At 52.7% G+C, this 25,767-nt stretch carries 36 protein-coding genes; 25 read left to right on the top strand and 11 right to left on the bottom strand.

Annotation, left to right across the window (positions count from 1 at the left end):
• Positions 1–67: 67 nt before the first annotated feature.
• From BLQ12_RS13600 to BLQ12_RS13550, 11 genes are all read right to left on the bottom strand, one after another.
• Positions 68–694, bottom strand: a complete 627-nt coding sequence (locus BLQ12_RS13600) for a hypothetical protein (protein ID WP_092211209.1) — start codon at positions 692–694, stop codon at positions 68–70.
• Positions 691–939, bottom strand: coding sequence for a hypothetical protein (locus BLQ12_RS13595; protein WP_092211208.1), 249 nt, complete (start codon positions 937–939; stop codon positions 691–693). The genes BLQ12_RS13600 and BLQ12_RS13595 overlap by 4 nt, the downstream gene beginning before the upstream one ends.
• A gap of 404 nt (positions 940–1,343) precedes the next feature.
• Positions 1,344–1,589 carry a hypothetical protein gene (locus tag BLQ12_RS13590; protein ID WP_092211207.1) on the bottom strand — a complete coding sequence of 82 codons (246 nt, stop codon included), beginning with the start codon at positions 1,587–1,589 and terminating at the stop codon, positions 1,344–1,346.
• A complete protein-coding gene (locus tag BLQ12_RS13585) occupies positions 1,579–2,244 on the bottom strand; it encodes an HNH endonuclease signature motif containing protein (protein WP_175469766.1) in 666 nt (221 codons plus the stop codon). Before BLQ12_RS13585 ends, BLQ12_RS13590 begins: the two co-directional genes overlap by 11 nt.
• On the bottom strand, positions 2,234–2,734 hold the full coding sequence (locus BLQ12_RS13580) for a nucleoside triphosphate pyrophosphohydrolase family protein (RefSeq protein ID WP_092211205.1): 501 nt from the start codon (positions 2,732–2,734) through the stop codon (positions 2,234–2,236). The genes BLQ12_RS13585 and BLQ12_RS13580 overlap by 11 nt, the downstream gene beginning before the upstream one ends.
• 208 nt (positions 2,735–2,942) lie before the next feature.
• The gene (locus tag BLQ12_RS13575; protein ID WP_092211204.1) at positions 2,943–3,500 is read right to left on the bottom strand and encodes a hypothetical protein; all 558 of its coding nucleotides are present in this window, start codon (positions 3,498–3,500) and stop codon (positions 2,943–2,945) included.
• Positions 3,497–4,096: a hypothetical protein gene (locus BLQ12_RS13570; protein WP_092211203.1), complete on the bottom strand. Its 600-nt coding sequence runs from the start codon at positions 4,094–4,096 to the stop codon at positions 3,497–3,499. Before BLQ12_RS13570 ends, BLQ12_RS13575 begins: the two co-directional genes overlap by 4 nt.
• 243 nt (positions 4,097–4,339) lie before the next feature.
• The gene (locus BLQ12_RS13565) at positions 4,340–4,702 is read right to left on the bottom strand and encodes a hypothetical protein (protein WP_092211202.1); all 363 of its coding nucleotides are present in this window, start codon (positions 4,700–4,702) and stop codon (positions 4,340–4,342) included.
• A 97-nt stretch (positions 4,703–4,799) separates the two neighbouring features.
• Positions 4,800–5,096, bottom strand: coding sequence for a hypothetical protein (locus tag BLQ12_RS13560; RefSeq protein WP_092211201.1), 297 nt, complete (start codon positions 5,094–5,096; stop codon positions 4,800–4,802).
• A 2-nt stretch (positions 5,097–5,098) separates the two neighbouring features.
• A complete protein-coding gene (locus tag BLQ12_RS13555) occupies positions 5,099–5,317 on the bottom strand; it encodes a hypothetical protein (protein WP_092211200.1) in 219 nt (72 codons plus the stop codon).
• Positions 5,318–5,549: 232 nt separating this feature from the next.
• Positions 5,550–5,963: a helix-turn-helix domain-containing protein gene (locus BLQ12_RS13550; RefSeq protein ID WP_092211199.1), complete on the bottom strand. Its 414-nt coding sequence runs from the start codon at positions 5,961–5,963 to the stop codon at positions 5,550–5,552.
• Between the two features lie 95 nt (positions 5,964–6,058).
• On the opposite strand from BLQ12_RS13550, the gene BLQ12_RS13545 reads away from it, so the two are divergent.
• The 25 genes from BLQ12_RS13545 to BLQ12_RS13425 all read left to right on the top strand — a co-directional run bounded on the left by BLQ12_RS13545 (position 6,059) and on the right by BLQ12_RS13425 (position 25,767).
• Positions 6,059–6,268: a helix-turn-helix domain-containing protein gene (locus tag BLQ12_RS13545; RefSeq protein WP_092211198.1), complete on the top strand. Its 210-nt coding sequence runs from the start codon at positions 6,059–6,061 to the stop codon at positions 6,266–6,268.
• Positions 6,269–6,452: 184 nt separating this feature from the next.
• Positions 6,453–6,896: a hypothetical protein gene (locus BLQ12_RS13540; RefSeq protein WP_092211197.1), complete on the top strand. Its 444-nt coding sequence runs from the start codon at positions 6,453–6,455 to the stop codon at positions 6,894–6,896.
• Between the two features lie 335 nt (positions 6,897–7,231).
• Complete coding sequence (locus BLQ12_RS13535; protein ID WP_092211196.1) at positions 7,232–7,756, top strand: hypothetical protein; 525 nt, start codon at positions 7,232–7,234, stop codon at positions 7,754–7,756.
• Entirely contained in the window at positions 7,757–8,836 is a 1,080-nt protein-coding gene (locus tag BLQ12_RS13530) for a phage replication protein O (RefSeq protein WP_092211195.1), read from the top strand.
• Positions 8,793–9,386, top strand: a complete 594-nt coding sequence (locus tag BLQ12_RS13525) for a hypothetical protein (protein ID WP_092211194.1) — start codon at positions 8,793–8,795, stop codon at positions 9,384–9,386. The genes BLQ12_RS13530 and BLQ12_RS13525 overlap by 44 nt, the downstream gene beginning before the upstream one ends.
• A gap of 39 nt (positions 9,387–9,425) precedes the next feature.
• Positions 9,426–9,578 carry a hypothetical protein gene (locus tag BLQ12_RS27455; protein ID WP_175469764.1) on the top strand — a complete coding sequence of 51 codons (153 nt, stop codon included), beginning with the start codon at positions 9,426–9,428 and terminating at the stop codon, positions 9,576–9,578.
• Complete coding sequence (locus tag BLQ12_RS28360) at positions 9,571–9,684, top strand: Mor transcription activator family protein (protein WP_092211193.1); 114 nt, start codon at positions 9,571–9,573, stop codon at positions 9,682–9,684. Before BLQ12_RS27455 ends, BLQ12_RS28360 begins: the two co-directional genes overlap by 8 nt.
• Before the next feature lie 183 nt (positions 9,685–9,867).
• Entirely contained in the window at positions 9,868–10,518 is a 651-nt protein-coding gene (locus BLQ12_RS13515; RefSeq protein WP_139163977.1) for a hypothetical protein, read from the top strand.
• Positions 10,506–11,642, top strand: coding sequence for a helix-turn-helix domain-containing protein (locus BLQ12_RS13510; RefSeq protein WP_092211191.1), 1,137 nt, complete (start codon positions 10,506–10,508; stop codon positions 11,640–11,642). Before BLQ12_RS13515 ends, BLQ12_RS13510 begins: the two co-directional genes overlap by 13 nt.
• 393 nt (positions 11,643–12,035) lie before the next feature.
• Positions 12,036–12,368, top strand: a complete 333-nt coding sequence (locus BLQ12_RS13505; protein WP_092211190.1) for a hypothetical protein — start codon at positions 12,036–12,038, stop codon at positions 12,366–12,368.
• 229 nt (positions 12,369–12,597) lie between these two features.
• On the top strand, positions 12,598–12,882 hold the full coding sequence (locus BLQ12_RS13495) for a hypothetical protein (protein ID WP_092211188.1): 285 nt from the start codon (positions 12,598–12,600) through the stop codon (positions 12,880–12,882).
• 194 nt (positions 12,883–13,076) lie between these two features.
• Positions 13,077–13,643 (top strand): hypothetical protein, encoded by a 567-nt coding sequence (locus BLQ12_RS13490; RefSeq protein ID WP_139163976.1) that lies wholly within the window; start codon positions 13,077–13,079, stop codon positions 13,641–13,643.
• Positions 13,630–15,492: a phage terminase large subunit family protein gene (locus tag BLQ12_RS13485; protein WP_092211186.1), complete on the top strand. Its 1,863-nt coding sequence runs from the start codon at positions 13,630–13,632 to the stop codon at positions 15,490–15,492. The genes BLQ12_RS13490 and BLQ12_RS13485 overlap by 14 nt, the downstream gene beginning before the upstream one ends.
• Positions 15,480–15,719: a gpW family head-tail joining protein gene (gene gpW, locus BLQ12_RS13480; RefSeq protein WP_092211185.1), complete on the top strand. Its 240-nt coding sequence runs from the start codon at positions 15,480–15,482 to the stop codon at positions 15,717–15,719. The genes BLQ12_RS13485 and gpW overlap by 13 nt, the downstream gene beginning before the upstream one ends.
• A complete protein-coding gene (locus tag BLQ12_RS13475; protein ID WP_092211184.1) occupies positions 15,719–17,191 on the top strand; it encodes a phage portal protein in 1,473 nt (490 codons plus the stop codon). Before gpW ends, BLQ12_RS13475 begins: the two co-directional genes overlap by 1 nt.
• Entirely contained in the window at positions 17,181–18,377 is a 1,197-nt protein-coding gene (locus tag BLQ12_RS13470) for a S49 family peptidase (RefSeq protein ID WP_092211183.1), read from the top strand. Before BLQ12_RS13475 ends, BLQ12_RS13470 begins: the two co-directional genes overlap by 11 nt.
• Positions 18,378–18,749 carry a head decoration protein gene (locus tag BLQ12_RS13465; protein WP_092211182.1) on the top strand — a complete coding sequence of 124 codons (372 nt, stop codon included), beginning with the start codon at positions 18,378–18,380 and terminating at the stop codon, positions 18,747–18,749.
• Between the two features lies 1 nt (position 18,750).
• A complete protein-coding gene (locus BLQ12_RS13460; protein WP_092211181.1) occupies positions 18,751–19,758 on the top strand; it encodes a major capsid protein in 1,008 nt (335 codons plus the stop codon).
• A gap of 2 nt (positions 19,759–19,760) precedes the next feature.
• Positions 19,761–20,078: a head-tail joining protein gene (locus tag BLQ12_RS13455; RefSeq protein WP_092211180.1), complete on the top strand. Its 318-nt coding sequence runs from the start codon at positions 19,761–19,763 to the stop codon at positions 20,076–20,078.
• Positions 20,062–20,655, top strand: a complete 594-nt coding sequence (locus BLQ12_RS13450) for a hypothetical protein (RefSeq protein WP_092211179.1) — start codon at positions 20,062–20,064, stop codon at positions 20,653–20,655. Before BLQ12_RS13455 ends, BLQ12_RS13450 begins: the two co-directional genes overlap by 17 nt.
• Positions 20,655–21,107 carry a hypothetical protein gene (locus BLQ12_RS13445; RefSeq protein WP_092211178.1) on the top strand — a complete coding sequence of 151 codons (453 nt, stop codon included), beginning with the start codon at positions 20,655–20,657 and terminating at the stop codon, positions 21,105–21,107. The genes BLQ12_RS13450 and BLQ12_RS13445 overlap by 1 nt, the downstream gene beginning before the upstream one ends.
• Positions 21,108–21,116: 9 nt before the next feature.
• Positions 21,117–22,109: a hypothetical protein gene (locus tag BLQ12_RS13440; protein WP_092211177.1), complete on the top strand. Its 993-nt coding sequence runs from the start codon at positions 21,117–21,119 to the stop codon at positions 22,107–22,109.
• Positions 22,110–22,214: 105 nt separating this feature from the next.
• Positions 22,215–22,685: a hypothetical protein gene (locus BLQ12_RS13435; protein WP_092211176.1), complete on the top strand. Its 471-nt coding sequence runs from the start codon at positions 22,215–22,217 to the stop codon at positions 22,683–22,685.
• A gap of 127 nt (positions 22,686–22,812) precedes the next feature.
• On the top strand, positions 22,813–25,419 hold the full coding sequence (locus BLQ12_RS13430) for a phage tail tape measure protein (protein WP_092211175.1): 2,607 nt from the start codon (positions 22,813–22,815) through the stop codon (positions 25,417–25,419).
• A 3-nt stretch (positions 25,420–25,422) separates the two neighbouring features.
• Entirely contained in the window at positions 25,423–25,767 is a 345-nt protein-coding gene (locus tag BLQ12_RS13425; RefSeq protein ID WP_092211174.1) for a hypothetical protein, read from the top strand.

Raw genomic sequence — 25,767 nt, 5'->3', positions numbered from 1 at the left:
TCGACCGACATCGTGCTTCGCCAATAGGTACGGGCGTTCGTCCATCGTACATCTCGCTTTCTTCTCCTCACCCCTCCATCTCCATTACCTTGAAATCCACAACCCAAACCAAGGGGTTGCTTTCCCATTCGTAGCCGCGTTTCTGGTTGATACCATTCCAAAGCCACTTGAAAGCCCACCTGGGGTCTGCGTAGATTTGGCGTGGGCCGTACCCACCATTTTTCCAGCGGTTGTCATAGACACCGACAAGGGTGGGCTCCAACCCTTCAGAGATGGCGTCTTTTGTGGAAATATCCTGAAGGTATTGTATCCGTATCCCTGTCAGTTCCAGAGTGAGCCGAGAGAACTCTTTGTTCATATGAATTGATGGCTTCCACTGGAACGCCCCCTCGTCGTCGCCCGTGTCAGCGAAATAGATTGGCGTGCCAGGCGAAGGGCAACCACAGAAGGGGCCTGCGCATATACAGTTATCAGGCTCCCAAAGCCGGAATCGCTCCCGGATCCATAATCGTTCACCCACCTGTCCATACGGGCAAGGGTAGGGCTGCAGGCGTTCAGTTTTTCCGGGGCGCGTCAGGTACCCGTTGGCATGGAGCTCAAAGGGCGGCTTGACGATTCTGCGTGTCTGCGTCTTTCGTCCATTAAGGATGGCTCTGACCATGGCAGGGCCGAAGAGGATAGGTCGTTCTTTCATTGGTTTTTCTCCAGCCTTGCGTCTTCCCGGTATCCATGCGGTGCCGGATCCCCAAACAAGAGGGAGAGGCGTTCATCACTCCAATAGTCTTCGCTTTCGCCGTAATCTTTGGCCTGGAGTTCAGCTACAGTTTTTAGTTCGGTGTCAGCACCGAGACTTTCTGAGCACATGAACTGACCTTGCCAGCAGCAAGCCCGGCCACATTCGGTGCACACTTCGATCAATTTGTTCTTAAAATCAGGCATCGATTCGTTCCTTATAAAAAATGATACGCTGCATCCTTTATTAATGGGGCGCTTGAGCGTTTTCCGCTAGACGATCGTTCAGAGATTGAGGCAGTGCCCGCCAACGGCCTTCCACTTTTTGCGGTAATCATCCATGGTGGAAAGCCCCTCCCGCTCATGGTCCAGAAACAGACCATTGACGGTTTTCAGGAACACCCACCATGCACCGCTTTTAGATATCCCGTACCGCTTCCCGGCGGCGCTGGTCGAATAGCCTCAGAGGAGTGCACGGGTGATCTTGATTCGCATGTTGCGCGAGAGGGCTTGGTGCGCCGGTCGGCTTGTCATCGTCACCCTCCTAAAAATACAGCTCGCTCCACTCTTCCCAGGGGTCCGTCTCCTCGTCCTCTTCGGGCTTGGGTTCTTCATTCCACATCGTTTCTATCTCCAATCATGGCTGGCAGCTTGGTGCTCGGCAGCAGTTTTCTCCCAACGGCAACATGGGCTTTGAGTACCAGGTCGCCGTTTGCAATGATCTCCTTGGCGAGTGTCGAGACGGCATTGGACCGGACAATCTCCCTGTCCAGGTCCTTGCCTTTGAGTCCGTTGTCACTCAGCCGATCAAGCTGTCTAAACAGGTGGTCGTTCAAATCTGTGAGTTTATTTTTCATTTTCCTTCTTTCTTTTATAAGTGGCATGGAGCAGCTTGGCTGTGGTCGTCACCAGGGGCTTGAGTTCCGACTCAACCCGGGAAAATCCCATCTTGTTGCGAATGGCGTTGACCGCCTTATTGATCAACTCAAGGTTTTCGATGACGATGTTTGAACGGTCGCCGTCGATGAATTGCACGTTGTGACCGGGTGGTACGGGGCCGTGGTGATGTTCCCAGAGAAGAACGTGCTTTGGTCTCCACCATGGCATGCCGGTTTTGGGGTTGATCTCTGCCGTTTTGACAATGGTATAGCCGTCCTTTGAATCGATCCGTTCTGAGCCGATGGGGCGCCTGCTCTTTGGAATGATGCCCGCCTTGAATGAGCCTGAGTTCGGACGAGAAACGCCTTGACCTTTGGTCCCGTCGTTCCATGGCCGCTGCCCCTTCTTGAATGTCGTGTCCCGCCCTGTATGAAACCCGCGGTTGCTTATGAAGGATGAGACCTGTGTCGGCGTGAAAGACGTGCCGAAGTTTTCGTTTACAAGATCGGCAAGCTCAGCGTTTGTATAGTCGGAGCAATGCGTACGGATGAATTCGCCCTGTTCCAGGGTGAAGGTGCGGAGCTTGCCGACAGGCGGCCATGGTTTCCGGGGCGCTTTTCCCTTACCGGACATCACCCATCCCCTGGATGACATTCCTGTGTTTGCGGTCTTTCAGCTTTTTCTGATTGAGCACGGCAACCTCGTGCAACGAAAAGCCGATGGCATTGGCCAGTTTTTCGAGTTTCAGAAGAAGGCCGGTGAGCTGCGAGTGGGTGGGTGCCATACGAAAAATACAGACATCGGCCACAATGTCGGCGGCGAGCTCTTCCAGTTCAGAAACCGAATCGATACGCGGGTGGTACAGCTCGGCCCGCAATGAGATGTCCTCTGTGTCGATGCCTTTAAAAGCGCCCCACATGGCGACATACCACAACACGTCTCCGATCTCCTTGGCGGCCAGGTGCTTGGCGGTGTCGAATTGGATGTCACCCCTTACGAGGCGTTTGAATTGACCGCAGATCTCACCAGCCTCATTAAGAAGGCCGGGGCGGAGGTAGGCGCCTGAAAAACACAGGGGCAGGCATGTGGCGGCTGCAGCCGATTGATAATCTATAAATTTCATTGGATTGGTGCTCCGTTACTTATGATAAAAATGATGATCCCGATAACAAAGCACGCCAGCCAGCCGATAACCTCTATATCCATTTTGTGCTGTTCCATGGGTCACCCCCATTTTGATATAGCCGCCAGGATCACCAGGGCCGTTAGAATTCCATCGCCTATGGTGAAGGCCGTAATGGTGAGAGCGGCGGTTACGATTTTGAGTGTGTTCATTTTGCCCGCCATGCCCCGATCATCTCCACCAGAGGGTTGCGAGCAGGGCCGGCTTCCTGGCCGGCGGTTTTTTCCTTGGTCCGCATACCGAAATAGGAGCGCAGGAGCAGGGTGGGGGTTCCGAGGATTGTGAGGACCAGTGCGCTTGAATTGGCAAGAACCATAAGGGTTTCGGTGTTGTTGCGGAGGACGGCCACGGCCCAGATGGAAACCATGGTGATAATGGCAAAGGCCACGACCTTTGCCATCATGATGGCGACCTGGGGCCGGGTGGAGGCCCGGGCGATGTCCGCTTTTGCCATGGCCTCCTGGGTGCGTCCATGTGTCTCGATCTCGGCAATCTCCACGTCATACTCACGGCTGAGGAGCTGGGCGCGTTGTTCAGGGGGCAGGGCGCCGACGGCGGTTTGGATGTCGTTGCCCGTGGCATTTTTGCCGAGTTGTTTGTCGTCGGGCAGGAAGGCGTTGACGGCATCGAGGAACAGGCCGCCACCGGGGACCACTTCACGGACAAGACTGGATCCGACTTTGGTAATGATGGATTTGAGGTTCATATCTCATCCTCAAGGAGTAGGGTGTAGGTGAACGAGTTGCCGAAAGAGGCTGCGGCCATCTCGCAGAGCTTCATAAAAAACATGAAGTGTGTGGGGTCTTGGATTACCTGGCACCCGGCGCTCCACTTGTCCACACGGCTGCTGAGGAGGTGAAAACTGGCTCGGTGGATGTTGCAGCCGAAATGGCCGGTTTCTTTGTAAACGTCAGGGCCCGTATCCAGGACTCTGTCTCTATCGGCATCCCTCCAGACAGTAAGCTCACCGGTTTGCTGGAGGGCAGGGTAGTCGTGATGGGTGCCAATACTGTAAGCGCTCCGGTATTGGCCCGGCACGATGATGGCTGTGCCTCTCACGTTCATGGGGTTTTTGCGCCAGAACAGTCCGGGGTCGGTGGTGGCCGGGAAGGCGAAAAAAATCCATCGGTCCCTGAGCTTGTAGAAGATGCTGAGAAAATCATTGAAGGTGTTGGCCGTCATGTCGTTTGAGCGGATACCCACGATGTTGAGATCGTAGCCGGCGGGGTTCTCAAAAATAACGTCTCCACGGTTCTTCACCGCTTCTGAAATTGTGATTGGGTTGAGAAGTTTGGGGTTCATCTTGCCTCACATGCTTTCTGTGTCATTTCCACGGCAATTACCCGCCTTTCTGCAGGCCCTGCCTTGCACCACCGATAAAAGGTTTTACATCCCGGGCCGAACGGGCACCCCGTGCACACCGGCCAATCTCCTCCCCATATCGAACAGTACTGACAGTGTGTCTGTGGGCGTCGGCCGGTCTCGGCCGTGCAATTCCAGCGTTCTGCCTCAGCGAGGTGGGCCTGTTCGATGCGGTTGGGTCTCTCAGCCATGCCCCTTGCCTAAATTCACCATCTGCCCGGGGGCATCGGAATTCTTTCTGCTGCAGACTCTGCAGAGGAAGTGGCCGTCCTTTTCGCGATATCCGCAACCTGTACACAGCTTGTCATAGTCACGCACAAGTGCCTTGGTGACGTTGATGCCGATGCTCGTGAGGTACTCTTTGACTTGATCATCGCTGATGACGCCGCCGTAGACGTTGATGAGCCGCGTGATGGTGTAGGCTGCGCGGCCTTCAAGGGCCAGTTTACGGATGCCATCGCGTGCGGTGGTCGCTTCGGGTGCAAACTCCCGGACTGCCGCGAGGTTTATTGGTGTATCGATCCTTTCAATTTTTCTTTTTGTCATGTGCTTTGATCTCTGACGATTAGTGTGTGGCGGGCCGGGACCTGACACCCGACCCGCCGGGACCATCCATGTGGGTTACGCAGTGGGGGCCCTGATGTCAGGGTGCGTAGGGCTCGTAATGGGATGAAAGATCATGATTGAGATCACCTCCTTTGGGTTTGGTGGTGGGTGGTCGTCGTTGATCCACGATGCGGTCAGCTGTAATGATGAGAGATGCGAATCCTCTGATTTCGTGGACCATGCCGCAGCGGCAGGTGACGTTGGCAATGTGCCTGTTGGGCTCGGTTGGCAGGCAAACCGCCTTTTCAATCACCCGCACGCCATCCACGGGTGTGTCGCCGATGTTTAATTGGGGCGTTATGTCGCGCCCGCAGATACAGGTGACTGAGTCCATGGTTATCGCCTCGCTTTTTGGTCCGGGCATTCGCAGCCGATGGCCACATGGGTACGGCTTGTCGGGATCAGGACCGCGGAGCCGCCCGAAGGGCTTACAAAAACAGGGCATCCGCAAACATTGAGGGCCCGGTGATTTTGCGGCATGGACCGTATTGCCGCCTTGTAGTGTTCGATGCTGTTGGACTTGAGGGTGATTTCGAAAACGCGTTGGGATGTCATGGTCTGCCTCCTTGATACGGTTTTTATGAGGGCAGGCGGCGAGAGGGGGATGGGGGGGGATGAAGAGAAGTGATGCCCTTGATTTATGATCAAGGGTGACATGCTATTGACATGTGGTCAACATAAAAATAACATAAATTTGCTTTAAATGTCGTAAGGCATTTAATTAAAACAAAAAAAAGCCCGCTTTTTTTAAAAGCGGGCTTTTTGCGTTTGGAATGTGGGGTCTGTCTTATTTGCTGATAATCTTATCAATCTGGTCCTTGATATGTCCAAGAACCATTTTTTCCATTACGGTATCATCCATTCTTTGGGCAAGGCCCAGAGCATCGACAAACTCCTCGATCCCCGGCACAGCTTTGTACAGGGGATGGATATCGGTATGTCTGGATTTATCAAGCGGGAGGATGTTTATAAAATCAGTTTTGGACAATTCGAGATAGTTGAGAATCTTTTCAAGTTCGTTTTCTTTAAGTCTTTTTCGTCTGCCGGCTTCAAGATTTTTTATTAGGCTCGCACCCGCGTTGTCTGTGGGGCGGCCGAGAGCCATTCCCAGGGCAGCCATGGTCATGTGGCGCGACTCCCTGATGGACTTGATGCGGGCGCCAATTTCTTCAAGCGACAATTCATCTAAGATATTAACCATTTATCAGCTCCCTGATTAAAATGTCGAAATTTGTGGTTGACATCTAATCAACCCAGTGTCAAGTTTTGTCAAAGGACACCTTGAAAAGGAACATTATGCATAAGCGAAAGAAAAAACAGACGATTAAAGATCTGGCCGAAAAGAAGGGCATCACTTACACAGACTTGGGCGCCACATTCACTCCGATAAAAGACAAATCTACAATCTCCCGCTGGAACACTAAGAGCCGCCGTGTTGCTTTTTCAGATGCCAATCATTTGGCTAAAACATTCGGTGTCGATATCAATGATCTGGATATAATTTAATACAGGGTTGACATCTTGTCAACTGAGTCTATGTGAATCGGCATGTGTTTTGGTCTGTCGAAACGGCTCTTTTTAAACCAGATCGCTTCAGAAGCAGGAGGAGACATGGGTTTGAAAATGTGCCTGGTGGGTCAAAAAAATTCTATCGGGGCGCTTGGTCGCGTCCCCGACAGGTTCACCAGCCATGATTGAAATCGCCCTCCAGTACCGAAACGGCATCTATGCGCCGGCCACCCTGGCCGAACAGGACAAGGCCGCTGCGGCCCACAAACCGAACCAGATTATCCGAGGCAAGCTCACAGAATGCCGGAGCGCCCGAAGCCTCCGCCAACTCCGCCTGTATTGGGGCTCCTGTAACACCGTCGCTGAAAACGCATTTGATCCGAAGCTGAGCAGCAAAGAGGCTGTGGACTGGCATACCCGGGTACAGCTCCGGTTTGTGGATCCCGACCGTGTGGCGGTGATCGGCGAAAAAATCATCATCCAGGTTCGTTCCATTGCATTTGAAAAGCTGAAACACCCCGAGATGATGACGTTCATGGATCGCGCCCTTGGCGTTCACGCCGGTTGGCTGGGCGTTAACAAAAACGAGCTCATAAGGGAGCTCCAGCGCAGGGGCTATGGCTAAGAACAAAGTCGATTGGACCGGCTTTGCCTGTCCCAAGACCCCCTTTTACCGATCTGCAGCGTGCCGGGAATGGTTCCGAAACCTCCCTTGCCACCTCTGCGGGGCAAAGGCTGAGCATCACCACGAAACGTTAAGCGGGAAAGGGACAAGCATCAAGGGCCCCGATGACGAAGCTGTGCCGCTCTGCCCTGAATGCCACTTGCTGCGTCATGCCCCCGGTATGGGCCGGGAAACATTCTGGGAAACCTATGGGGAAAACTGGAGGGAGGTTGTCCATGAGTACAAAAGACGGTGGTGGGACTCTCCACCCCCGTGAACACCAAAGGAGATGAGTCATGCTTTCGTGTACATGCAATGACTGGGACGGTGACGGCCCCGCTTGGTATTGGCCAGATGATTTCACCGTGATGCCGTGGGTGGTGAGACGCAAGCCCTGCCAATCATGCGGCCTACTGATTGACATTGGTTCGGTCTGTATTTCGTTTATCCGCTTCAGGCCTCCCGAATCCGATATCGAGGAACGCATTGAGGGGGAAGAGGTGCCGCTTGCAACACATTACCTGTGCGAAGCCTGCGGTGAGATCTTTTTCAATCTGAATGCAGCCGGGTATTGCGTCGGTCCCTATGACGACCTTCAAGACGACCTCGAAGAATACCAGGAGATAACTGGCTTTAAGTCAGAGGAGCCCATGGAAAATAGCATCCAACATCAGACCAAGTACAACTACACAATCTGCCCGGTGTGCGGGGTTTACACAATGCCGAAACACGTCTCTACGGCCCCTGACAAAGTTGTCCGCAAATGGATTTGTGCAAACCCTGCTTGTGGTGAGGTGCGCACAGAGGTTGAGGGGAGGTAAATGCGAGCACGGAATATAAAGCCGGGTTTTTTTTGTAACGAGGAGTTGGCCGAATGCTCATTCCCTGCACGGATATTGTTTGCAGGGCTGTGGTGCTTAGCGGACAGAGAGGGGTACCTCGAAGACCGCCCGAAGAAAATCAAGATCCAAATCTTTCCGGCTGATTCTGTGGATTGTGAGGCTCTTCTGTGCGAGCTGAGCGCCGCGAAACTCATAGCGCGCTATTCGGGTGATGATGGGAAATACATTTGGATCCCCAGTTTTCGATCCCATCAGAACCCCCACAGGCGCGAGAAACCCTCAAAAATCCCGCCACATCCTGAAGATGCCGAGAAAAGGACGGAACCGGAAGGGGAAAATACAGAACAAGGTCCGTCCACGGATAGTCCCGGGCACGACCAAGGGCAGGCCAAGGACGGTCCCGGGTATGACCAAGGACAGGCCAAGGACGGTCCCGGGTATGACCAAGGACAGACCAAGGACGGTCCCGGGTCTGGCCAAGGACAGGCCAAGGGCAGTCCCGAGCACGACCAAGGACAGGCTCGGGGCGAACCCAGGCCTAACCGAGCCCGGCTGAATCCTGATACCGGAATCCTGAATCCTGAATCCGGATTCAAGAAAGATACCGGCAATTCTTCCGAATCACCTGCCGACCCGTTGGAGACTTTTTCTGTTGAGATTGTCGAATTCGTCAAGGGGTTCGATTCTCACATCCTGGCTAAGTACGGAAAGTCCGCACCGAAGGCTACGGCGTCCCACGTGTTGAAATCATGTGACGCTGTAGACAGGCTCATCAGAACCGACGGTTTTACACTCGAAGAGATCAAGCAGTCCGTGTGGTGGGCATGCAGGGACGACTTTTGGGGGCCCAACGCCAAGTCACTTGCCGCATTGCGGAAAAAGGGTGAGGACGGCACGACAAAGTTTCAAAAAATCTATACCGCGTCCAGGGCGGGGCCAAGGACATCCGGTGCTCCCAGGGGATCAATGTTCGACACTTTGGTAAACGAAGCATGCGACGAGTTGGAGGAAGGCTATGAAGCCACACGAGGCAGCTGCGGCAATAAAGACGGGGTTTAAGTACTTCACCCTGAACGGCTTAAGAGGCCGACCGAATATCGAGAAACGGGAAGACTTTGAGAGAATGGTTTCCGTTTGGGCTGAAAACCTCACCGAGGTGCCCGTGGGTGTATTCATCGCCGCCTGCAAATCCCTGTCATGTGAGCTGACATTTTACCCGGCGTTTGCCGAGGTTCGACAGCGCTGCTTGGATCTCATGCACGGCAAGCCCCAGCAGGCCCTGGAGGTCTGGTCAGAGATCAAGCGCAAGATGTCGGCGGTATCTCACCCCTACGCAAATCCTGAGGACCGGGATGCGGTCCTTGCAAGTATCACTTGTCCCATCGCCAGGGAAACGGCTGGAAAGTTCGACTGGAAGGCGTTTGGCCTCTCAGATGAATCCGACGAATCTTACCACAAGGGGCAGTTCGAGAAGCTTTTCAACTCTGTGCGGGATCGCGTTGGGATCAAAAAAGAGGTGGTGAGGTTGGGGGTTGCGGCCCCGGCCTCGGTGCGTGGATTGGTTGGTAAGGTGTCGGAGCAGATCTCGGAGGAAGGGGGCGCTGCATGAAAAGACAACAATACGATCTCAATTTTCGAAATGAGCTCATTGTTGACAATTTCGCTGGTGGTGGATGTGCTGGCCGACCATTACGAGGGGCGTGGGAAGATGGAGCCGGAGGAGGCTGTGGAGAACGCTCAGGACGTCATTGTGGTGATTGCCCATCACCTGGGGGCGCAATGTTTACCTGCCTATGGATGACCGGTTGAAGATGGCCATACAGGATGCGAGCATTTACCGGGTATTTGATGGGCGCAACCATCGGGAGCTATCTCGGAGAACCGGGATGACTACGGCTCAGATTTAAAATATCATCGGCAAGGAGCGCACGTTGCGGGAGAATCAAAAGCAGTCAAAACTTCCATGGGAGGTAACATAGAAATAAAAGATATGCCCTGGGTACATCGTTTCTTGATTTTTCACCTCAAATGATGTAATAAAACAAGAAACCATAACCCTTAACCCCCAGAGCTGATAAGGACATTCTACATTGTTAAACAATACCATGATTCCGAATACCGCAGAGCACCGCTCTGTATTAGAAAGTTTAAGCCTTAAGCAAGAACTGTTGATGGATGTTGGGCTTAAAATCTTGACCGCTTATCGATCAACTACAGAAAACGACGCTAAGACCGCTGCAGGAAGTCAAGCATACTATGCAGCTGTAAGATCTGTCCGAGAGGAGTTGAGACCGTATGGATGGGAAAAACGTTGTGACGCACACATTGAATTGGTATTTAACAAGGCCCTAAATGTTCAAATTATGGTTTCAAGTGGCGATAAAAACACTGGAAATGAAAGAGGGCAGCAACCTAAAACCAGGAATCCAAAAGGCGGGGAAACAGAAATAATCGTCAAACAGAACAACGAGCTATATTTGTTTCCTGATTGGGAACCTCAAAAAGAAAATCACGATACTGAAAAAGTCCCGACTTGGGTACTTCTTCATCATGTCGACAACAAACTTGGAGAAATAAGGATGGAGTTATCCTTTCCAGATGGTATAGACAGCAACTCACAAAAAATTGGGAAGTGGAAGAAAAGGATACTTCTTCCTGCGTTGAAATTCGAGCCGACCCCTGATGATTTTACGCCTGACTTTGGCCCCGAGGTTGAGTTTGATATAGAATGGAAAAAATAAAACCGATGGTAGAAATAGAATTATTCAATGAAAATAGGCTCACATATGCACGTAAGTATCGGGCCTTAACGATAAAAGCATTAAGTGAAAAAATAGGTGTTTCATCTCGGACCTTATCCAGTATTGAAAATGGACACAAAAAAGACGACACAATCAGACCAACATTAGAAGCACTTCAAAAGTGTCTAAATTTTCCCGAAGCGTTTTTTTTTCAGGAGGATATGCCTTCGCTTGAGAAGGATACTGTCAGTTTCAGGTCTCTTGCGAGAATGACTGCAACTGTTCGGGATAAATGTCTGTGTGCGGGTCAACTCGCATTAGAGTTTATGGGCTATGTTAACTTTAGGATACAACTTCCAAAGGTCGATTTGCCCGATTTAGGTAATGATACAGCTGAGGCCGCCGCAGCTATCATCCGAAATGAATGGGGCATTGGAGAAAAGCCTATTAGAAATATGGTTCACCAGATGGAGTCTAAAGGCATCAGAGTTTTTTCATTATATGACCGATCCACAGATATAGATGCCTTTTCTTTTTGGAAGGATGAGGAACCATATGTTTTTTTAAACATGAACAAATCTGTTGAACGAGGACGCTTTGATGCTGCCCATGAATTAGGTCATCTTGTTATGCACAAGCACGGTGGTCCCAAGGGTAAAGAGGCTGAAATGCAAGCAAACAGTTTTGCATCAGCATTGTTAATGTCGGAAGGTACGGTGAAGGCTAATACAAGCTCATTCATGAATTTAGAAGATATCATCAAAGCGAAGCGATACTGGTTGGTCTCTGCGGCAGCTTTAGTAAGACGCATGAAAGATTTATCAATATTAACTGAGTGGCAATATAGAACTTTGAATATCGATTTATCAAAACATGGGTGCTTGAAAAGAGAGCCAAACCCCTTAGAACAAAGAGAATCATCCAAGCTGCTCCCAATGATTTTTAAACTTTTGAAAGATGATGGAATAACAAAATACCATATTGCAAAGGGGCTTCGGGTATCTGCAAAAGAGATCGATGCCTTAATGTTTGGACTTACCATGACAGGCGTTGAGGGTGGGAAACCCGTGGAGCCCAATCCACCAGAAAGTTTCAAGCAGCCCCCGCACTTAAAAATTGTATAATTAGGAAACGATAAACCTTCTGCCATTCTATAAGTCCCATTCCCATCCAAAAGGCTTTTTCAGTTGCGACCCACTGAAAAAGCCTTTTTCATAACAGCCCTTCTTACACCGTCAAAACCCTTGAAACCCCACCCTGGAATTGCCCTGGCGTCGAGCCGGTCCGGGCCTATGTGATGCGGGTTACCTCCGAGAGGCACCTCAAGTACAGCCACTGAGCCGTTGAGATGACAGCCAGTCAAATAATTTGACATAACAGTCAAATAATAGTTGACCGATAATTGGCATTATGTCACGATGATTGTGCATGGTAATTCTCCTGATCGGCGGCCCGGGGTTTATCCCCTCACCTCCCTCGCTTGGCTCGGGCCGCCACCCACAAACAAGAGGGCCGTAATGACCCAACCCGAAACTCAGCAGAAGCAGAGCATCAAATTTTTTGTAGCGATCTTTACAGCTATCATTACGGCCCTCTTTATTTCCATCCTCGGTTACAACTCCTGGCTTACACAACGCAGTCTCTCCACTACGGTCTCCCAGCCCATCGAACACCTCACCTCTCAAATCCAAACACTCACCACATCGGTACAGAATCTCAACGACAAACTCACACGGCTGGAGCTCAGGACCACCACGCGTCTGATTGCAGTGGAGAAGGACGTGGCTGATACCCGCGAGGACATGACCGAACTCAAGGGCCGGGTGATGAGGCTGGAGGAAACGATGTGATGACCCAGCATGACCAAAGATGGCAAGCCTATCGCAAGACGTATCTACACCTAAACCCACTCTGTGTTCGCTGTCAGAGCATGGGCACGATGAGCCCGGCGGTTGAGGTGGTCCACATCACGCCGGTTGTCGGTGGGCAGGATGATCCCCTGTTCTGGCGACGGTCGAATCATCAAGGGCTTTGTGAGTCGTGTTGTGCGCGGAAGGCGGCGAAGGAGGAGGGAGCACCATGAAACGAAGAAATCAGAGAAGACGGTCAACGCAACGGATGTTGGTGAATCTGGATCGGGATAGAGGGCTTGACTTGAGCCTCTTCGATTGGCGGTTGCGCGTTGTGAGTGGCGCAGGTGAGGCAACCAAGGGGGTCATGCAAGTCACTGGGGAAGATCAGTCAAAGCGCAGGTTTTCGTGGGATGTGGGGAAATTCCAGCGGAAAAAATGTCACAGCAGAATACGTGCCAAGAACAAAAAAAATGATTTGAGTAATGGGTTTCGGATTTTGGGCGGAAAATGAGCACAAAGCCACTGAAAGCCCTGGCAATAGGGGCTCTCAGCGTTTTGGGTCCTTATAAAAAATAATTATATATACGGGTAGGCAAGGCTCGATTTGTCTCCAGTTTCAGGCCCAAAAAAGTTGTTTTGTTTGAGAGGTAATCGGTGGCGAAAAGCACGTACATAGGAGTTGTCCAATTCGCGGAGCAAATCGGCATGACCCCCGAGTATGTCCGCCGACTCATCAAAACCGGAAAAATTACAAAAAGCTCATTGAAAACAAGCGGTAAACGAAAACTGATTCATCCTGAAAAAGCTCGGACTGACCTTGCAAATAATGTTTCACACGTCAACAAAAAGAGCCAGAAAACAAAACAAAACAAACCAAAAAACAAAACACAAAAACGGAACACCAAAAAAGCCGAAACAGAACAAACCGACGCATCCAGTGGGAAAGAGGTTTATCGCATTATCGATTTGGCTGAATTCGGGGGGCTAAACCTAACCGAGGCGCAAACAATACACGAGCAGTACAAGGCCGCTCTCAAGAAACTGGATTATGAAAAGCGAGAACGCGAGTTGCTGCCCGCAGATGAGGTTAGAAAGATTTGGTCGGAAAGCATAACAGCAGCGCGGTCAAAAATATTGAGCTTGAAAGGAAAGATAGGGCCGCTACTCAAGGAATTTATCGGAGATAGCAAGAATTTCAATACCCTCATGTCCGAAGTGGAGCAAATTGAATTTGAGGTACTAAAGGACTTGCAAAGAGGTGAAGTACAGTGAGCGCGTCCTACAGGTATTCCGAGAGGTAAACGATATATGGCGGCCCCCCACCAAGCTCTCGCTGTCGGAATGGGCGAATCAAAAAGCCTACTTGTCGCCAGAGTCGAGCGCGGAAATAGGGCGCTGGAAATCTTACCCGTACCAAATCGGAATACTCGACGCCTTCACCGACCCGACAATAGAGCAGCTTACGGTCATGAAGTCCGCCCGAATCGGCTACACCAAGATGGTGAATTGGGACACGGGCTATCACATCGAGCAGGAACCATGCTCACAGTTAATTGTCCAACCGACCGTGGAAGATGCCGGGGGATACTCCAAAGACGAGATCACCCCAATGTTGAGAGACACACCTTGCCTGCAGGGCAAGGTGGCAGATGAAAAAACCAGGGACAGCTCAAACACAATATTGAAAAAGTCTTACCCTGGCGGGGCGCTCCATCTGACTGGGGCAAACAGCCCCAGGGGATTCCGGCGAATCACCGTAAAAAGGGTCAAGTTCGATGAAGTGGATGGGTACCCGCCGGCCGCCGGGAAAGAAGGGGACCAGATCAAGCTTGGAAGCAAGCGGTCCGAAACCTTCTGGGATCGAAAGATCATCCTGGGGAGCACGCCAACAATCAAAGGCGCCTCTCGGGTAGAGGCAAATTTTGAAAAGTCAGATAAGCGGTATCGGTTCTTGCCCTGTCCTTTTTGCGGTGGGTTTCAAACACTGAAATGGAAAGGGATCGTGTGGCCCAAGGGTGAGCCGGAAAAGGCACAATATAAGTGTGAGTTCTGTGAAAAATTGATCCCCCACTCCATGAAGCGGCAAATGGATGAAAAGGGTGAGTGGAGAGCGACCGCCCCCTTTAACGGACATGCAGGGTTCCATATTTGGGCCGGGTATTCTTACAGCCCAAATTCAACCTGGGGGAAGCTTGCGAAAGAGTTCCTTGATGCAAAGGATGATCCGGAGCTTCTCAAAACGTTCGTGAATACGGTTTTAGGGGAAACCTGGGAAGAAGGCGGCGACCGTCCTGAATGGACCGTACTTGCCGCAAGGTGCGAGCCTTATAAGGCCATGACCGTTCCAACCGGGGGCATGCTGGTCACCGCAGGGGTGGATACGCAGGACAATCGTCTAGCTGTTGTGGTTCGAGCCTGGGGCAAAGAGGAAGAAAACTGGCTTGTCTATCATAACGAGCTCTACGGCGACCCAGACTTACCGGAAGTATGGGACCAGCTTGATGAAATCCTGAATTATGACTTTCGCCACGAATCAGGAGCAGATCTCAAGATCGTTTCTATGTCCATCGACACCGGGGGCCACAAGGACGAGGCGGTCAAACGATACTGCCGGAAAAGAGCGGCGCAGGGTGTGGTCGCTATTAAGGGGGCCAACACAAAAAACAAGCCGATTGTAAACCCCCCGAGCCTCCAGGATGTGGATTACAAGGGGAAGAAGATTGAAAGAGGGGTGCAACTCTGGCCGGTTGGCACAGACACAGCGAAAGGCATCATTTACAGCCGTCTGAACAACAAGATAGATCCGGGAAAAGAGGCGCAACCAGGCTACTACCATTTTCCGGTGGGTACATCGGATGAGTATTTCGAGCAGCTCACGGCTGAAAAACTCATCACCAAGTTTAACAAGGGGTTCCCCATAAAAGAGTGGATCAAGACCCGAGAGAGAAACGAAGCCATCGACTGCGAGGTCTACTGTTATCACGCAGCACTCAGGGCCGGGGTAAACAGGATTGATTTTGATCGGTTGAAAGAACAGCTCCAGAACAGAGGCGGCAACCCGGAGCCTCAGCAATCAAAGCCGCGGCAAAGACAGGTAATCCGCAGCAAATGGATGAGTTAGCAATGGCGTACACACAAGACGATTTAAGCGCAGTGCAAACAGCCATTATCAGCTTGGCGACAGGGAAAAGGGTGGTGCGGGTCATGCTCTCCAGCGGCAAAACGATTGAGTACGACACCGCGGGGCTGAAGGATTTAAAAACGCTGCGGTCAGAAATTCAAGCGGAGCTCAATGCGGCGGCCGGGAAGCGGCGGTTTTTCCGAACAGTAACAAGCAAGGGGTTGTGATGATTCTCGATCGTACAGGGATACCGTATGCCAGGAGTGGGGCTTTTGAGGGGGCAAGTCAGTCACCTCGCATGTCGTCGTTTATGGCCCCGACCATCGGCCCGAATACGGCCGTGGGTAACTCCCTGGCATCCCTTCGGGGGCGCTCTCGGCAGGCGATCCGGAACAACCCTCTCGCCAAGGGAGGGCAGGGGACATTCACCAGCAACATGGTGGGGTCCGGCATCACTCCAAGGTTTCAATTCAAAGATCCGGATTTGAAAGAGCAGGTTCAAGAGTTATGGCTCGACTCTGTGCCCGAGTTCGATTTTGACGGCAATGCCGATTTCTACGGTCTCCAGGCGGTCGCGTCAAACGCTCTATTCTCTGACGGTGAGGTCCTGGCCCTCTTCCGCCCCCGCAACTCCTATGCTGATTTGGCCGTGCCGTTCCAAGTCCAACTCCTTGAGGCTGACCACCTGGATGTTGCATACAGCACGACCCTGCCAAACGGCAACAAGATCCGCATGGGGATTGAATTCAGCCGGACCGGGCAGCGTGTGGCGTACCATCTGCATAAAGACCACCCCGGCGAGTATTTCATGAATGATAATTCTGCGGTGCGGACGAGGATCCCCGCGAAAAATATCTGCCATATTTTCGATCCAATGAGGCCCGGGCAACAAAGGGGCTTACCGGGGATGGCGTCTATACTCGCCAAGCTCCATGAGATTGACCAGTGTGTCGATGCCGAGCTTGTTCGCCGGAAAACAACGGCCATGTTCGGCGGTTTTATCACGCAGATAAACGAATACAACGCGGATGATCCCAACCCGCTGGGGTTTAGCCAAGGGGCAGGCAACGGAGTTGACGTTGTGGCTCTGGAACCCGGCACATTCCCGGTTTTGTTGCCCGGTCAGACAGTGACACTTTCACAGCCCCGAGACGTTAGTGGCAATTACGTGGCCTGGATGAAACAGCAACTCATGGATGTGGCCACGGGCATGGGCATCACCTACGACCAACTCACCGGCGATCTCGCTGATGTCAATTATTCCTCTATCCGGGCAGGCCTTCTTGAGTTTCGCCGGAGGATTATTCAGTTGCAGAACAAGACCCTGATTTTTCAGTTTTGCAGACCGGTTATCCAGCGCTGGCTCACCACCGCAATTGTGGCGGGGGCGCTTTCCATCCCTGACTATTTGCAAAACAAGCGCCGATATTGGCGGGGTATTCACTGGCAGCCTCAGCCGTGGAAATGGATTGACCCCGACAAAGATATGAAGGGCGAAATCAGGGAGATGCGGGCCGGGCTTAAAACATACGGGATGGCTTTGGCGGACCGTGGTCTTGATGTCGAATCAATATTTAACGAATGGGCCGAAGAGCTCTCAATAATCGATAAGCTCAGACTGATTTTTGACACTGACCCCCGCAATACAGCAGGAACGGGTGTTTTGCAGCCCGAGCAAGGAGAGGGTGATGAGAATTAACGTACTTGACAGGCCATGGTTGATGTCGGAAGGCGCCTTGCGATCCGTAGTTGAGATTATCCCAACACCCGAAATGCTGGCGACGAAGAGGGCGCAGCGACTTGAGCGAACATGGACCGCCACCCTTCGCGGAAATGTGGCAATTGTCGCAATCTCAGGGACCATCGCCAGATACGACTCTTTTTATAATTACATCACCGGTGGCACAGCCACAGAGGACCTTGCCGTAGACATCCCAGCGGCAGACCAAAACCCTGATGTCAAAGCAATCATCTTAGATGTCGGCTCCCATGGAGGCGAGGCCACGGGAATTAATGAGATGGCGGAAATCATCCGGAACTTAAAAACCCCCGTGGTGGCGTATGTCGGCGGTATGGCGGCCTCGGCGGCGTATTGGCTGGCCTCGGCGGCGGACGAAATCGTGGTGGATGCAACGGCTGAACTCGGCTCTATCGGGGCGGTGTTTGGATACCGGAAGGGCAAGGAGCAGACCATTGAGATTGTCTCCACGGTCAGCCCCAAAAAGAGGCTCGACCCCGAATCCAAGGAGGGGCGGGAAGAGATCCTGACAAGGGCTGATGCCCTGGCGGACATATTCATTTCACAGGTCGCAAAATACAGGGGGGTTACAGCAGAAAAAGTAAAAAAAGATTTTGGGCAGGGCGGCATGCTCATCGCCCAGGCGGCAATCGATGCCGGCATGGCTGACCGGATTGGCAGCCTTGAGGGCCTGATCGCAGAACTGCAGGCAAAGCATAAATCGACACACGGAGGGTCTATGGGACTCAGGGAAGAGTTGCAGGCACTGGTTGCCGGCAAAGATGAAACCGAAATCAAGACGGCCTTGGCGGCCATGGGCTATCTCCCCGCAGCCGAAAAGGGTGTCGGTGAGGTCGACGTGGCGAAAATCAAGGAAGACGCAACGGCGGCAGGGGTAGAGCAGGGCAAGGCCGAGGCGCTGGAAAACACCAAGCTTGTCATGGAAAAATGCCAGCTTGCAGGCGTCACCAGCGCCAAGTTTACGGCCGAAATGTTGGCGCTCACTCCCGAAGAGGCCGGGGCAAAGATCCTTGACGCCCAGGCGGATGGAGCCAACGCGGCAGAAATCTTTTCAACCGTTAACCCCATGAGCGATGGCGGTGAAAACCCGCTCGTTGCTGATGCCAAAAAAAGGGCGGAGGCGTAAATGACAGCTTTCACAGAACCGAACAACCTCAAGGATTTTCTGGTCTGGGAGCAGGAGCGTGGGTATTCCCGCGAAGAGGTAACCCTGACCGGCACAGCGGTTAAGCTCGCCCAGGTCGTTGGCAAGGTGACTGCAAGCGGCAAGCACGCCGCCTTTAACCAGGACGGATCTGATGGCACGGAGACTGCCGCCGGTATCGCTATTGCCAATTACGACGCATCCGCGGCCGATGTCCGCGGCGTGGTTATCGCTCGTGATGCGATCATCACGGCCAGTAACCTTGTGTGGCCTGCTGACATCGACGCAGGCGAGATCGCCGCAGCACTCGCCACCCTGAAAACCCTCGGAATCATTGTACGGGAGGAATCATAATATGCTGAACCCCTGGGAAAACGATGCCTTTTCCATGGCATCCCTGACGGATGCGATCAACATCATCCCCAACAACTACGGCAAAATCGGTGCGATGAACCTCATGCCCGTCAAAGGCGTGAGAACCCGCACCATCATGGTCGAGGAAAAAAACGGTGTCCTCAACCTGATCACCTCCAAGCCCCCCGGGTCTCCCGGCGCACAGAACGAGACAGGCAAGAGAAAGGTACGGTCTTTTGTTATTCCGCACCTGCCCCTTGATGACACCCTGCTGCCGGATGAGTACGAAGGGGTACGGGCCTTTGGCACCGAAAACGAGCTTGCCCCCTACGTTGCCATCATGAACGACAAGCTCCAGACCATGAAAAACAAGCACGCGATTACCCTGGAGCACCTTCGCATGGGCGCGCTGAAAGGCGTCATCTTGGACGGCGATGGGTCCACGCTGTACGACCTCTACTCCGAGTTTGAGATCACCCAGAAAATCGTGCCCTTTACCCTTGGTTCATCGACCACCAAGGTCAGGACCAAATGCCTGGCTGTCTCCCGTCACATCGAGGCAAGCCTTATGGGCGAGACGATGTCCGGGGTCAGGGTTGAGTGTTCGGAGGGCTTTTTTGACAGCCTGATCGAGCAGGACAATGTGAAGGCTGCCTATGCGAACTATGCCGAGGCAGAAGACCGGCTGGGCGGTGATCCGAGAAAGGGGTTTAAATTCGGCGGACTCGTTTTTTCCGAATACATCGGGAACGCCCCCGATGCCGATGGCGTCAGCCGGAAATTCATCGCCGACGGCGAGGCCCACGCATACCCCACCGGGACCATGAGCACCTTCTCAACCTACGTTGCCCCTGCCGATTTCGTGGAGACGGCCAATACCATCGGCCTGCCGTTCTACGCGAAACAGGAGCCCAGGAAATTCAACCGTGGCGTTGATCTCCATACGCAGAGCAACCCTCTGCCCCTGTGCAAGCGCCCCGGTATTCTCGTGAAGCTGACGGCGGCGTAACCATGGCACTCGATGATGTATTCGATCAGGCGGCGGCCGATATGTGGGCAATTGTCGGGAGCGAGGCTATGTTTCGCCCCGTCGGCGGCACACCGGTCCCCTGCCTGATCGAAGTCGAGCGCGACGTTGAGCTGCAGCCTGATTCTTACGAGGCAACGGTGATCGAGCGCGGCATCACAGTCGAGGCCATGGTGGTTGAGGTTGGGGAGCCCAAGCGCGGGGATGTGTTTGAGGCGGGCGGTATGAGTTATACCGTGCGCAAAATCGTGGAAAACGACGGCCAATTTGTAAAGGTGGTGGTTAATGAAAATCACTATTGATCAGGGTGATATGGCAGGGCTCCAGACCGCAATGTCCGGGATAAAAAACGGCACAGAGCGTGTCCTGACTCAGGCCATCAATGCAACCGTCAAGACCATGAAAACCCAGACTCGCATGAGGATCGGCAATGAACTAAATCTCACGGCCGCTCGGATATCCAAGGACCTGACTACCAAAAAGGCGTCGTTCGGCCACCTTTCGGGGGCCGTCATCGCAAGGGGGCGGCCGGTCGGTTTGGTAAGCTTCGGCGCGAAAAAATACGGGGGCGGGCGAGGCAAGGGCATTGCCGTGAAAGTGAAGCGCAGCGGCAGCAGGGCCAAACTGAAACATGCCTTTATCCTTGACGGGATGAGGGGGAATACACCTGGCAGCCGTGGAAACCGGCAGGTGTTTTTTCGGCAAATGAAAGGCGGGAAAAGGGTGGCACGGTACCAGGTCAGAACGCTCCACGGGCCCAGAATCGAAGATATTTTCGCGTCTGATAAAGTCCGAAAGCCACTTGAAACCCAGGCCGCGCATCTCCTTGCCCGAAACATCGACAAGGGGATTGCAGATACCCTTCGGAGGTTCGGGTGATGGAGACAATCAGGGAGCAGGTAATTTCGGCAATCATCGCCCGGGTGGAATCCATCCGGACTGCGAATGGCTACAACACCGAATGCGGCCAGGAAGTCAAGCGGGCGGCAAAAGACCTTGAGCCCGGGGACCTCCCGGCGGTTGTTGTGTGGCCCCAACCCGAGGAGGTGGAACGCAGGTCAGGGCGGAATATCTGCACCACCCAGGTCAAGGTCGAAACCTACATGGCATTTGGTTCGGTCAACCCGTCTATGGCTCAGGAACAGATGCTCGGTGACTTGGTCAAATGCGTAACGGGCCCGGGGGAACCCGTCACCACCCTTGCTGATGACCTTTTTTATAAAGAAGGCGGGCCGGCTGGGCAACCGGAGGCAGGCGAAAAAATCACGGCAGTAGTGGCAACCTTTGAGGTCAAATACTCATACAAAATCGGCAACCCTTACGAGCAATAAGGATAGATCATGGCAAATGACAATGCGGTAATTTATTACGAGGCAAGCCAGACGGCTGTCACTATGGCCGCCCTGATGGACTCAGGCGATCATAAATTTTTTGAATCAGCGGGCGAGCTCTGGTCGAATGCGTCCGGCGCCGAGGCCGTGGTAAGGCCGGACGGTGTCGCCTCAGGCGGCGCAATCACCCCCGGTGCGGCGGATCAGGTAGCCGTTGCCGCCCTGACATGCTACCAGGGCGGGGCGCTCCGGATTATCTCGGCAGTTGAGGCCCTGGACGTGGCCCGGCCCACTCTCGCAAACGCAAAATACTCAATCGTGATTGATGGCAGCCAGGCCGTCACGGCCATCAAAGGCACCGAATCTGCCTCGGCCGTTTCCGATGTGCGCGGTGCGGAAGGCGGGCCTCCCTTGATCCCGGTTGGTCAGATCGAAATCGGCCAAATCCACATCACATCGGCAGATAGCGGCGTCTATACCGCCTCTGAGATCAAACAGATCGTTGGTGTTCATATGGAGCGGTTCGATTTCCCTACCTGGACCGAAAAGCGAATGAATGTCGTCAACAACGTTGCTGGAGCGGCAGGGGTGGAGTTTACCGCGGCCCTCCCGCCAATTCACACGGGCGGAGTTTCGAAGACGGTGTACGCCTCCTATTTCGAGCCTGATTTTGCCGAGGTCCCGGACTCATCCGATTTTACCCCGCCCGAGACGACCCACAGCACCAGCTCGACGCAGATCTACGGCAAGACCCTGGGCGCCGCTTCCTCTACCCTGGGCCAGGGGTCTTTCACTGCGTATCTCAAGGACGGCGTCACAGATGCGCTTTTGTCCAAAAAGAACGAGAACATCTTTTTCAAGTTCAAGCCTGACCGCCTGAAAACCCCTTACATCCTGTGCCAGGGGAAGCTCGGCGTGGCCCGGTCTTTTCCGGCCGGGGACAACATCACGGCGGCTTGCACCGTGTCCGCCACTGAGGGCGCAGTTGAGGTTACCAGTTAAAATCCAGTGCGGGGGATAAGTCCCGGCAGCAACCGAGACTGAACCACAGGAATCCAGCACCTGTTTTCCCCTGCCTTTATTCGCTGGCCTCGAGCTGGAGGGCTTATGAGTTTCGATGTAAAAAAGTTCAAAAAAACCAAGTTTCAAACCCGAACAGAAGACGTTCCCGTGAAAGACCTGTCTGCCTATTTTGAGGAGGGAGAAAACCCCGTGTGGGTGGTGCGGGGATTGACCGGCCAGGAGCTCGGCCAAACCAAAGAGGCAGCGGCCAGAAACAAGAATTTTGCCGCGATCCTTGAGGCGATAGAGGCATCGACTAAGAACGAGAAGGTGCAGGGGCTCAAGAAGGCCCTCGGTGTCGATGAGGTCCCCCAGAACATAGCGGAAAGGATCGAACAGCTTGTTCTCGGGAGTGTTGAACCGGCATGCGATACCGACCTTGCCCTGATGCTCTGTGAGCGTTTCCCCGTGGAGTTCTACACCCTGACCAACAAAATCCTTGAGCTGACCGGAAAGGGCATGGAGCCGGGAAAGCCCAAAGGCTCTGGAGCGATGGAAGCATCAGGGCAAGCTTAGCAATATGCAAAGTCAGCGGTCGGTTTATGTATGAGGCCCGGCCGGATATCTTCCCTCAGGGGTATTTGACGGACACCGAGTTAAACCTTTGGGATCTGTACTACAAGACGCTCAAATAGGAACGTAAATGGCCGATTTGACTCGCACAGTGGCGGTTTTGTTTAACGCCGAAAACAACGTCTCCAAGGAAATCGACAAGATCTCTGATGATCTCGACGCTGCCGGTAAGGGGATGCAAGATTTTGGCGAGCCGTTTGTGAATGCTACTAAGCAGGTTATGGCTCTCAATGCGGCTATCGCTGGGATTGCTATCGCTGGAGTAAAGGCAAGTAGCGACATAGAGACGCAGACCAAGCGTATGACCGCATCCCTGGGGCTCCCAGCGGAAGAGGCTGAAAAGTTTGCAGGAATAGCAAAAGAGGTCTATTCCGCAGGTTTTGGCGAAGAACTTGTTGACACCTTTGACGCGGTGACGCTTGCACAAAAGCGGTTTGGTGATAACGCAGAGGTAGATGTCGGTAAAGTTGTTAAGCAAGCTATGAAAATCTCCTCCGTGTTTGGTGTCGACATCGATCAGTCCATGGCAGCGGCAAAAACCTTGATGGAGAACTTTGGGCTTTCATCTGAGGAGGCGTTTGGGTTTGTTGCCAAGGGTTTCCAAGAGGGTCTTGATAACGCTGGGGACTTCACTGAAACGATAAATGAGTACTCAACTCAATTTGCTAACGGTGAAATGAGCGCAGCTGAGTTTTTCTCTGTCATAAAAACCGGCTTCTCGGAGGGGATGCTCGGGACTGATAAGGCCGCAGACGCGTTCAAAGAATTCCGTGTTCGGATACAAGATGGCAGTAAGTTGACAGCAGAATCCCTTGCCTCAATCGGGATTGATAATGAGGCGCTACAGGAAAATTTGAACTCCGGCAAGGTGACTGTTGCGGACGCCTTCAACCTTGTTATTCAGAAACTGAATGAAACAACCGATGCCTCAACGGTTATGCAGGCTGGCGTTGGGTTGATCGGGACACAGTTTGAAGATCTTGGTACAGATGCGGTCCTATCGATAGACACCACTATCGTTAAATTGGAGGATTTTAAAAAGTCGTTATTGGCGGTCGATCCCGAATCTTTTGAGGTCAAGATGGTTTCCGCGTGGCGAACTGTCTCAAGTAGTTTTGGCGATTTAGAAATGTGGGAGGCCGCAAAAGAAAAGATATCGAATCTTTTTACAGATATTGCGGAGGTAGCGCCAGAAGCACTCAATAACGTGGATTTTTCGGGCTTGATGGGTAGCGTTAATGAACTTTGGGGAGCTCTCGGGGATGTGCTCGCCAATAATGATTTTGACCTAACGACATTGGAGGGGTTGGAGAACGCTATCCAGTTCGTTGTTGATAGTTTTCAGAGTGTCGTTGATGTCACGGAGGGTATTGTTACAACCTTTTCTCCTATCGTCGGCATAATAGTTGATGTGGTTGAGGAGTTCAACGGCCTCAGCAGTGAAACGAAAACCGGCCTTGGGTACATTCTCGGGATAGGAACAGCAATCGGTGCGATAGGCGGGGGCGTTTCAGCAGTGAGTGGCGTCGTCAAAAGCTTTGGTGTTCTCTCCAGCGTTGCGATCGGTTTGCCTGGCAAGATAGCCCCAGCAATCTCGAGTGTAAAGGGTCTGAGCGCTGCCTTCTACGCCTCCCCCGCCGCCATGGTGGTCGCGGCAGGGGCGATTGGGGTCTATACGGGTAATATCCTGAGAGACCTGTTTCCTGTCCTTGATGAAGCCGCGTATAAAATCATTGAGTTTTCCGACAAGCTGTTTAACTGGACCGGTACCCAGGCCCCAGAGATGGACATTGATACAGCAAAAGCCCTTGCCAAAATAGCTGAGACTGAGCGCGCCATTGCAAAACTTGACAAGGAGATTGCGGAGAGCGACCGGCAGCTTGAAATCCTCGCAAAAATAGAGGCCGATCCATTCAGTGGTGAGGATTTTGCGGAGCAAATAGGCCCTGTATCCCTCCAGGCCCAGATTGACCATGAAGAGCTCACCGCCGAACTCGCGGAGAGTGGCGTCCTCGTCCTGGCCACAGATGTCGACCCTACCGGGGCAATAGAAGCCGTCGAGGTTGTTATGGAACAAGTCGGTGAAAAGGCCGACGGCTCTCCGATCATGATGGTTGTGGATGCTGATGCTTCAAAAGCCAGCGAAAAACTGAAAGAAATTGACGAGGCCGTTCCAACTGAAAAACAAATTGAAATCCAGCTCCAGGGGGATATCGACGAGAGGCTTGCTATCATAAAAGGCGAGTTTGAATTGATGCAGTCAGAGGTGGAGTGGCAGGCCAAGCTTGACATCGCCGAGGCTGAGGCTTCCGCGAAGGTTATGGAGGCGGCATTTGCGTCAATAAATGTGGGCATCGAAAGTACGGGTGGCCTTATCGCCAGCTTATTTGAAAGCATGGGGGACGGGGCATCTCAATTGGACCAGTGGGACATCGAAAGACAGATCGAAAAAGAAAATGAGCTCAGGAAGCAGTCCTTTGATTTACAGAAGAAATTAACAGAGTCACAGATCGAATATAATGAAGCGAAGACAAAGGCCCTGCAGGATGGCGATGTTTCACTGACAGTCCACGCCGAGGGGCTTACCCCTGCCCTTGAAATGATCTTTCACGAAATCTTAAAAATGGCACAGCTCGAAGCGAACGCTGAAGGGGTTGAGATGATCCTCGGAGGTTAGACAATGATCAGCATAACCCACATAATCGCCGGCAGTGATCCTCCCTTTGTCGTGGAGGAGTTGCCCTCGTCAAGCCACGGGACCCTCAACTCCAGGGTGTCGCGTGTCGCTACCCTGGACGGTGGCAGCGTTATGGTAAATTCAGGTGTTTCCGAATCGGACCGTACAATCACAATCGAGGCGGAAATCACGGAGGCTCAGGGCATAGCACTGGAGGCAATGAGAGCTCGCAGCCCATTGGTCAACATGTCTACCAGGAATGGGTTCTATTACGGGGCCATTGATGGCATATCGTATGATAACGGTGTCCTGAAGCTGACGTTTTTGGTCAGAGCTAAATCAGTATAG

The organism is Desulfoluna spongiiphila, assembly GCF_900101345.1.
Taxonomy (GTDB): Bacteria; Desulfobacterota; Desulfobacteria; order Desulfobacterales; family Desulfolunaceae; genus Desulfoluna; species Desulfoluna spongiiphila.
This window is presented reverse-complemented; position numbering and strand designations above follow the sequence as displayed.

What these genes read in the sequence shown, in the direction of transcription:
- BLQ12_RS13600 (WP_092211209.1), bottom strand. Translation starts at nt 694, where the DNA reads ATGAAAGAACGACCTATCCTCTTCGGCCCTGCCATGGTCAGAGCCATC.
- BLQ12_RS13595 (WP_092211208.1), bottom strand. Translation starts at nt 939, where the DNA reads ATGCCTGATTTTAAGAACAAATTGATCGAAGTGTGCACCGAATGTGGC.
- BLQ12_RS13590 (WP_092211207.1), bottom strand. Translation starts at nt 1,589, where the DNA reads ATGAAAAATAAACTCACAGATTTGAACGACCACCTGTTTAGACAGCTT.
- BLQ12_RS13585 (WP_175469766.1), bottom strand. Translation starts at nt 2,244, where the DNA reads ATGTCCGGTAAGGGAAAAGCGCCCCGGAAACCATGGCCGCCTGTCGGC.
- BLQ12_RS13580 (WP_092211205.1), bottom strand. Translation starts at nt 2,734, where the DNA reads ATGAAATTTATAGATTATCAATCGGCTGCAGCCGCCACATGCCTGCCC.
- BLQ12_RS13575 (WP_092211204.1), bottom strand. Translation starts at nt 3,500, where the DNA reads ATGAACCTCAAATCCATCATTACCAAAGTCGGATCCAGTCTTGTCCGT.
- BLQ12_RS13570 (WP_092211203.1), bottom strand. Translation starts at nt 4,096, where the DNA reads ATGAACCCCAAACTTCTCAACCCAATCACAATTTCAGAAGCGGTGAAG.
- BLQ12_RS13565 (WP_092211202.1), bottom strand. Translation starts at nt 4,702, where the DNA reads ATGACAAAAAGAAAAATTGAAAGGATCGATACACCAATAAACCTCGCG.
- BLQ12_RS13560 (WP_092211201.1), bottom strand. Translation starts at nt 5,096, where the DNA reads ATGGACTCAGTCACCTGTATCTGCGGGCGCGACATAACGCCCCAATTA.
- BLQ12_RS13555 (WP_092211200.1), bottom strand. Translation starts at nt 5,317, where the DNA reads ATGACATCCCAACGCGTTTTCGAAATCACCCTCAAGTCCAACAGCATC.
- BLQ12_RS13550 (WP_092211199.1), bottom strand. Translation starts at nt 5,963, where the DNA reads ATGGTTAATATCTTAGATGAATTGTCGCTTGAAGAAATTGGCGCCCGC.
- BLQ12_RS13545 (WP_092211198.1), top strand. Translation starts at nt 6,059, where the DNA reads ATGCATAAGCGAAAGAAAAAACAGACGATTAAAGATCTGGCCGAAAAG.
- BLQ12_RS13540 (WP_092211197.1), top strand. Translation starts at nt 6,453, where the DNA reads ATGATTGAAATCGCCCTCCAGTACCGAAACGGCATCTATGCGCCGGCC.
- BLQ12_RS13535 (WP_092211196.1), top strand. Translation starts at nt 7,232, where the DNA reads ATGCTTTCGTGTACATGCAATGACTGGGACGGTGACGGCCCCGCTTGG.
- BLQ12_RS13530 (WP_092211195.1), top strand. Translation starts at nt 7,757, where the DNA reads ATGCGAGCACGGAATATAAAGCCGGGTTTTTTTTGTAACGAGGAGTTG.
- BLQ12_RS13525 (WP_092211194.1), top strand. Translation starts at nt 8,793, where the DNA reads ATGAAGCCACACGAGGCAGCTGCGGCAATAAAGACGGGGTTTAAGTAC.
- BLQ12_RS28360 (WP_092211193.1), top strand. Translation starts at nt 9,571, where the DNA reads ATGGATGACCGGTTGAAGATGGCCATACAGGATGCGAGCATTTACCGG.
- BLQ12_RS13510 (WP_092211191.1), top strand. Translation starts at nt 10,506, where the DNA reads ATGGAAAAAATAAAACCGATGGTAGAAATAGAATTATTCAATGAAAAT.
- BLQ12_RS13505 (WP_092211190.1), top strand. Translation starts at nt 12,036, where the DNA reads ATGACCCAACCCGAAACTCAGCAGAAGCAGAGCATCAAATTTTTTGTA.
- BLQ12_RS13495 (WP_092211188.1), top strand. Translation starts at nt 12,598, where the DNA reads ATGAAACGAAGAAATCAGAGAAGACGGTCAACGCAACGGATGTTGGTG.
- BLQ12_RS13490 (WP_139163976.1), top strand. Translation starts at nt 13,077, where the DNA reads ATGACCCCCGAGTATGTCCGCCGACTCATCAAAACCGGAAAAATTACA.
- gpW (WP_092211185.1), top strand. Translation starts at nt 15,480, where the DNA reads ATGGATGAGTTAGCAATGGCGTACACACAAGACGATTTAAGCGCAGTG.
- BLQ12_RS13475 (WP_092211184.1), top strand. Translation starts at nt 15,719, where the DNA reads ATGATTCTCGATCGTACAGGGATACCGTATGCCAGGAGTGGGGCTTTT.
- BLQ12_RS13470 (WP_092211183.1), top strand. Translation starts at nt 17,181, where the DNA reads ATGAGAATTAACGTACTTGACAGGCCATGGTTGATGTCGGAAGGCGCC.
- BLQ12_RS13465 (WP_092211182.1), top strand. Translation starts at nt 18,378, where the DNA reads ATGACAGCTTTCACAGAACCGAACAACCTCAAGGATTTTCTGGTCTGG.
- BLQ12_RS13460 (WP_092211181.1), top strand. Translation starts at nt 18,751, where the DNA reads ATGCTGAACCCCTGGGAAAACGATGCCTTTTCCATGGCATCCCTGACG.
- BLQ12_RS13455 (WP_092211180.1), top strand. Translation starts at nt 19,761, where the DNA reads ATGGCACTCGATGATGTATTCGATCAGGCGGCGGCCGATATGTGGGCA.
- BLQ12_RS13450 (WP_092211179.1), top strand. Translation starts at nt 20,062, where the DNA reads ATGAAAATCACTATTGATCAGGGTGATATGGCAGGGCTCCAGACCGCA.
- BLQ12_RS13445 (WP_092211178.1), top strand. Translation starts at nt 20,655, where the DNA reads ATGGAGACAATCAGGGAGCAGGTAATTTCGGCAATCATCGCCCGGGTG.
- BLQ12_RS13440 (WP_092211177.1), top strand. Translation starts at nt 21,117, where the DNA reads ATGGCAAATGACAATGCGGTAATTTATTACGAGGCAAGCCAGACGGCT.
- BLQ12_RS13435 (WP_092211176.1), top strand. Translation starts at nt 22,215, where the DNA reads ATGAGTTTCGATGTAAAAAAGTTCAAAAAAACCAAGTTTCAAACCCGA.
- BLQ12_RS13430 (WP_092211175.1), top strand. Translation starts at nt 22,813, where the DNA reads ATGGCCGATTTGACTCGCACAGTGGCGGTTTTGTTTAACGCCGAAAAC.
- BLQ12_RS13425 (WP_092211174.1), top strand. Translation starts at nt 25,423, where the DNA reads ATGATCAGCATAACCCACATAATCGCCGGCAGTGATCCTCCCTTTGTC.